The 7107-nt window shown below is 35.8% G+C and carries 5 protein-coding genes; 3 read left to right on the top strand and 2 right to left on the bottom strand.

Annotated features, from left to right (window positions below; genetic code table 11):
• Positions 1 to 38 precede the first annotated feature (38 nt).
• Together RIB54_RS13380 and RIB54_RS13375 are read left to right on the top strand one after the other, a co-directional pair.
• Positions 39 to 179, top strand: coding sequence for a hypothetical protein (locus RIB54_RS13380; RefSeq protein ID WP_350101379.1), 141 nt, complete (start codon positions 39 to 41; stop codon positions 177 to 179).
• 589 nt (positions 180 to 768) lie between these two features.
• Positions 769 to 2379: a L,D-transpeptidase family protein gene (locus RIB54_RS13375; RefSeq protein ID WP_350101378.1), complete on the top strand. Its 1611-nt coding sequence runs from the start codon at positions 769 to 771 to the stop codon at positions 2377 to 2379.
• A 2-nt stretch (positions 2380 to 2381) separates the two neighbouring features.
• Here RIB54_RS13375 and RIB54_RS13370 read toward each other — a convergent pair whose 3' ends face one another.
• On the bottom strand, positions 2382 to 3026 hold the full coding sequence (locus RIB54_RS13370) for a murein L,D-transpeptidase catalytic domain family protein (protein WP_350101377.1): 645 nt from the start codon (positions 3024 to 3026) through the stop codon (positions 2382 to 2384).
• A gap of 367 nt (positions 3027 to 3393) precedes the next feature.
• Here RIB54_RS13370 and RIB54_RS13365 point away from each other — a divergent pair, with 367 nt between their 5' ends.
• A complete protein-coding gene (locus RIB54_RS13365; protein WP_350101376.1) occupies positions 3394 to 4236 on the top strand; it encodes a universal stress protein in 843 nt (280 codons plus the stop codon).
• Positions 4237 to 4513: 277 nt separating this feature from the next.
• Here the strand turns inward: RIB54_RS13365 and RIB54_RS13360 are convergent, their stop codons facing one another.
• Positions 4514 to 7036: a cation-translocating P-type ATPase gene (locus tag RIB54_RS13360; RefSeq protein WP_350101375.1), complete on the bottom strand. Its 2523-nt coding sequence runs from the start codon at positions 7034 to 7036 to the stop codon at positions 4514 to 4516.
• Between the last annotated feature and the right edge of the window lie 71 nt (positions 7037 to 7107).

Raw genomic sequence — 7107 nt, 5'->3', positions numbered from 1 at the left:
ACTATAGAAGACTAAAATACTCGATATATACTGCATTCATGGCTCATATAGCTCAGAAAAGTTTTGAAAGCGAAGTCAATATTATTGGGTTTGACTTGATTAAAAAGAATATTGAGAGTGATGATATGGGACTGACTGTATTTATCATTAATCAAAAAACAGAGATGTCAGGTCAATAGAGTCACTTTAAAGAACGCTTGTCCTGCATGAAACAGTCAACACCATCAATACATGCCCATTGACATTATCACTAAATAAAAAGTTGAATATCTGGAGTAGGATTTTAAACAAAAAAACGCTGTAACTCGTTGAATTACAGTGTTTTATTATCTGCCCATAGGGAGCTAATTATTTATTTGATTATCAATTGTTTATATAAAAAAGGTAAAATTTAGGGTAAAAAAATTAGAAGTAATGGTAATTTCTGGAAACATGGCAATTACCCGTTGCCTTTATATTAAAGTTCAATACAAAAAACAGTATTTGGAAAAAAGTAGATATTACAAATAAAAACTACCAATTTATACATCACATAAATACTTGCTTTTGATAGTCATTTTATATTGATACAAGTCCTCCTCACAATTGACTATCATCATTATTACTCTGTGGGCAATTTTCTACATTGTGGTATGATATTCATGTCACCATTTCTTCTGAACTAATTGAACCTATTGCTAATATTTTAGGCTGGACATCGATTGTGGAGAAGCCCTGTAAAAAATAATGAATTTAAACAGACCAATTTTATGTGGTGCTATTAAGCCAATGAAAAATATAGCTCTAATACTGCTTTTAAACCTCGTGTGTTTCAACTTTCAAGTCTTTGGGCAAATAGATGATCCATTAAAAGAAGGAATTGAGAAAATAATAGTTCAAATAGATAGTGGTGAAACATCATATCGTGGTTCCAATTTTATATCACCTGAAGAACTCATCAGGTTCTATCAAGAAAGACAACATTCACCTGCATGGTGGTGGAACGGTAGTCTTATGGCTCAGGCAAGTGAAGGGTTAAACCTTATTGCCTCAGCATATTCAGATGGTCTTGATCCCAATGACTATCACTATCAGAAATTGACAGTGCTTAACGAAGTTGCTAAAAAAAAACCTTCACAAAGAAATAAACTGGAGTTTGAAATTTTACTTACCGATGGGCTCTTGACCTATATGAGGCACCTCTATAATGGTAAGGTGAATCATAATTGTCCTTATGTAGGTTGGTATGCTGAATGCAAGGAATTGGAAATAAACTATTCATCCTATCTGTCAGATGCTATTACACACTTTTCTCTAGCTCAGCAAATAACTAAACTTTTACCGTTGAATAACGGCTATATCAAACTCAAAAAAGCTTTGAGTCAATATCGTCAGTTAAATGCCATCCTACCTATATCAATAGAATCTTTGGCTGAAAACCCCATAATTAAAGACCAATTGATAGAAAATGGAGATTTAAGTGAGAATCACAGCAAAGAACCTGGCGCCCTGTCAAATGCTGTTATTAGTTTTAAAGTGCGACATGGCCTTGAGGCCACAGATGAAGTAGATAACACGATGTTAGCAGCGTTAAACATAAAATTAGATGAGCGAATTAACACTATTTTAGCCAATATGGAGCGATGGAGATGGCTTCCTACTCAACTGGAATATAAATATGTTGTTGTCAATATTGCAAATTTTGAACTGGATGTTATTGTCAACCAAAGTTCTGTTTGGAATACGAAAGTAGTAGTTGGAAGGCCCGACAGAAAAACCCCCGTTTTAAGTTCTGATATTTTTGGAGTGTTACTCAACCCTGAATGGACAGTGCCTCCTACCATTCTTTATGAAGATATACTGTCACTGAAAGGCAACATCCCCTCATACCTTACCAAAAATCATATAGAAGTACTGGACTACAAAGGACTTGTAATTCCACCCAATTCTTTACCGTGGGCCACTTACATAAACAACATTTCTTTTCCTTATATTTTAAAACAAAAGGCTGGAGATTGGAACGCTCTGGGAAAAATAAAATTTATCATGCCTAATTCATATTCGGTCTATTTACATGACACTCCTTCAAAAGATCTCTTTTCGCAAAAAGAAAGAGCTCTTAGCTCAGGTTGCATTAGAGTATCTAACCCTTTTGAACTTGCAAAGTTGCTTTTTGAGATGGAACAAAACCCAAAGGAAATTATGATGGGGAAAATAAAAAATAGTGGTGAGACACAAAGCCTGTACTTTAAAGAACCTATTAAAATACACATATTGTACTGGACGTCATGGGTGGATACGAAGGGAAGGACTTGCTTTAGGGACGATATATATGATATTGATAAGTGGTTGATCAAAGAACTTAAGTCCACTCCTGAGCCTTACAAATCAAATGATTGAGGCTATATCGTTTGCTTATTGATATAAATAAAACTGCCGTTGGCAATCAAACCTATAATCTCCTTGTAGTGTTCTAATGGCAATGCCGGGCAGCCGTAACTTCTACCCAATCGGCCATGCTTTTTAATAAAATCATGGCTAACATAATCTGCCCCGTGAATTACGATGGATCTTTTCCTGGCGTTATCATTTACTCCCGGTTCCAAACCATCCAGGTATAAGGATAACCCATGTTTGCCATAATAAACATCCCCTGTTAAGTAAAGACCCAGACTACTCATATGAGACTCAGGCTTATTTGAGAATTTAATGGCATTATTCTCTCCTGAATTTCTTCCATGGGACACATATGTATTGAAAAGAACTTCTTTTGAATCAAGGTCTAAAACCCAAAATCTTTTTGCAGTCGATGGTAAGTTAAAATCAATAATGGTCAACAATGCGGAGTACTGTTCGTTTTTTGCCACTTCCTTCAACTTATCTATTGCTAAATTAAATGCTTTCTCACTAACACCTGCTTCGTGATACGATTTGGTGTAGCTATGAACGTGGGTTAATTCTGAAGTAGATGTTGCTGACCATACACCAAAACCGGAATTCGGATTTACCGCAAACATCATTGAAAAAACTATAAGAACTGACTTCATTAATTAATGCTTGTTTAGGTTATCCAACAAATGGGCATGAGAAATAATTCAAAAGCACTTAAACACATTTGCTTAATAATAATGCCAATCACATTAGATATTTCCAGATTTCTACCATCAAGCGCTATAATCAAAATTAAGTATGTATTTCCCAGAGGAATACCTGCTAACAAAGAGTATTGCTTTTAACAAAATAATGACCGCATACTCCACACCTTTATATTGATGCTGTAATACACGCCAGCAGCTTATAAATATGATACTCAAAATAATGGTTTTATTAGCAGTATTTATTCAGTATCCATGCTGATTTATATCATTTGTATTGCTACCCAAATCATTCAACTTTGAATGAAAGGAGAGTGTTATGATGAAAAGAATATTAATACCTACAGATTTTTCAGCTACCGCAAAAAACGCTATTTCATTAGCAATGGCCATAGCAAAAAAGGAGAAGTCCACAATCTATTTATTGCATGTGATTGAACTTAATATCCAGAAGTTTTTTGAAATGGAGGGGGAATTTTACAATACTGAAATAGAAAAAAAGGTAATTGATCAGCTCTTGGTAGATGCCAATAAAAAACTGAACGAGCAGTTGAAGGAACTGGACCTCTCTCACTTAAAAGTCGAAAAAATCGTTGAGTTTGGTGAACCAAAATATAATATAATAGAAAAAATAAATGAGCTCGCCATTGATCTAGTTGTAATGGGAACACATGGTGCCACGGGGATCAGGGAATCATTGATAGGATCGAATGTTGAAAAAATAATAAGAAATTCTCCCTGCCCCGTAATAGCTATCAAGCATGAAATGCATTTAAAGGATGTTAAAAACATCGTATTCGGCAGCGATTTTATAGAAATCAATGATAAGGTGGTTCAAAGCCTTAAACAATTGCAAGACTTATTACAGGCACACCTGATACTGGTTAGAATAAATACACCAAATAATTTCGCTCGGGATTTAGAAATAAATGTTTTGAAGAAGAAAATATTAAAACGCTATATGTTTGTAAATGCCAGCACCCAATCCTACAACGACCTGACCATCGAAGCCGGACTAAGGCATTTTGCAGAGGACAATGATGCTCAGATCATTGCTTTGGCCACACATGGAAGAAAGTGGCTGACACATCTGGCAGCCGGTAGTATTGCTGAAGACATGGCTAACCATACCACTAAGGCTGTTTGGACGTACCACTTCTGACACTCCAAGGTTATTGATGATCGGTAAATAGAATGATCAATGACAAAGACGCAAAAAGAATATAGTACTTAAAGTAATAACCGGTTGACTGTATTCTAATCAGAATTTTGAGGGCATATAATGGTGGTGGATGCCAATAAAGAATTTGGTGATGAAGGCTGGGAAATAATCTGGAAAGAAAAATAGAAAAAACTCTAAACCTATCATAGAAAAGGTGCTGGAGCACTCATTATATGTTTAAGCAGGCAGTTACTATCAGTCATATTATTGATTTCGGTTAACTATAAACGGATAAGCCATGATACCTATTCAAAGATTTTCGCTTTATCCATTTATAAATTTCTATCCACATCACTCCTGTAAAGGCTACTATAAGACAGATTAAAATATCAATGGCAAGTAATGCTTCAAATTGAAAAATGTTTTGGGCAAGAGGAAAATAAATGGATACAAAAAGAACAATCAGCGAGATTATTATAACTATATGAATTAGCACATTTTTATACCTCAAAGTTGTTAGCACAGAGTAATAAAATGAGCGGTTTACGAATGTTAAGAAGAGGTTGCTGAAAATAAGGGTAGTATAAATAACTGTCCGCACTAATCTTTCATTACTTCCTTCAAGCATAAACCAGTAACCTACTCCCAAACAAAAAATTGTAATTACACCTCCTTGTACAATGCTGATTAACAGCTCCTTATGAGAAAAAAAGGTAGAACTCATTTTCCGTGGTGCTTTCTGCATGGAATTGGCTTCAATTGGCTCTCTTTCAAAAACAATTGAGCAAGTCGGCCCCATAATAAGCTCCAAAAATATAACATGGACAGGGGAAAATATTTCCGAATATTTCCAAAAAAACAATAAGGGCAATGTGATGATCAGAATTATAGGTATGTGGATAGATATAATGTACTGAATCGCTTTTTTCAAATTTTCATATATTCGTCTTCCCAACGCCACTGCTTCGTTCATGTGGGCCAAATTATCATCCATTAATATTAAAGAAGCTGCACCTTTTGCTACCTCACTACCTCTCAAACCCATGGCTATACCAATATGAGCCGCTTTTAGGGCAGGGCCATCATTGACACCGTCACCAGTCATTGCTACTACCTCACCATTAGCCTTTAGCGCTTCAATGACCTTTAACTTGGCCTCGGGAAACATCCGTGCAAATATTCCTGCTTCCTGAACTGTTTTTTGAAGTTTAATCATGTTCATCTGCATTACCTCATGGCCGGTTAGCACACTAGCACTATGTTTGAATTTGATTTGGTTTGCTATAGAAATTGCCGTTTCAGAATAATCTCCCGTAATCATTTTCACATCAATTCCTGCCTTATAAAACTTTTGAAGTATTTCTTTCATGTTTGCTTTAGGCGGGTCATTAAAGGCTATCAGTCCTAGAAATTCAAATTCGAATTCCTCTTGGGAATCAGGTAAATTTTTGATATCACGTAGCGATTTAGCAACGGCCAATATGCGATAACCTTTTTTTGCAAATCCATCGGTTAGCATGAGAATATCACATTTCTGCTCCTGGGATAATTCACTTTGATTTAAAACACCTTCCACACTCCCCTTTACAGCTATAATATGTTCTGATTTGTTATCACTAAAAACATGCGTCATTATAGGGGGTACACCTTCTAGGGGATATTCATGTATTAAATGAAAATCCTTTCTCCTATCAATTACAGCTACATCTGAATAAACATGATGTATCGATTTTTCCATTTGATCAAAGGGCTCTACTTCCGATGCCCATAGTGCATATTCCAAAACCTGATTAAAACCATAGGGTTCAGTTGTATAGTCATAAGTTTTATTGTTGGTAAAATCATAAATTGCCGATATCTGCATTTTATTTTCCGTAATGGTTCCGGTCTTATCCACACAAATAACTGTGGCGGCACCAAGTGTCTCCACTGTATGTGGGCTTTTGGCAATGACACCCTTCTTGTATAAATGGTAAGCACCCAAAGCCATGAAAGTGCTAAATGCTACAGGAATCTCCTCTGGTATGACCGACATGGCGAGTGTTAACCCATGTAAAAGTGCATGCAACAAATCATTGGTAAGATAAAAATTAAATAACCAAACAATAAGAAATGCAATACCACCAAAAATTACCATATTCCTAATGAACGCTCTTATTTGATGTTGTAACGGAGTCCTTTCGCTATCAATTTGTTGAAGTGACTCACCAATTTTTCCTAATTCCGTTTCCCTTCCAATAGCCATCACTTTAGCGATGCAAGTACCGGACATGATTGTGGTTCCTTGAAAAATGGTGTTGTTAGGTTCGGATAATTCCTTTGAAACTGCCAAAGATTCACCTGTCAGTATACTCTCATTTACTGTAAAGTCATTTAGCTTAACAACCCTGGCATCTGCAGCTACAACATTGCCTTCCTCTGCAATCATTAAATCATCGATGACAATGTCTTCCTTAGTGACAGTCATGGTAACACCGCCCCGAATAACTTTTGCATGGGGACTTGAAAGCTTCTTTAATGAAGCCACAGCATTTCTACTTCTGTTTTCCTGAAAAAGAGAAATGAGCGAAATGAATGACAAGGCAATCAGCATTATAATACCTTCCTGCTGCTCTCCGAGTAAAAAATAAATGATAGCTGTACACACAAGAATGACAAACAAAGGCTCTGTAACAACTTCTTTAAAAACTGACCAGAGAAGATTTTTGCTTGATGTATCAATGGAATTTCTGCCGTATTTTAAACGACTGTTAGCAACTTCGGTTTCTGATAATCCATGCAAATCGAAAATTTCAGCCATCAAAAAAGATAGTTATAGTAGTAATTCCATGCCCTTTCCATTCACTTTATTACAAGTTAATTTCTAAGGGC

This window comes from Fulvivirga sp. (assembly GCF_040218215.1).
Lineage (GTDB): Bacteria > Bacteroidota > Bacteroidia > Cytophagales > Cyclobacteriaceae > Fulvivirga.
The sequence above is the reverse complement of the archived record's forward strand: the minus strand, read 5'-3'. Positions and strand labels throughout refer to the sequence as shown.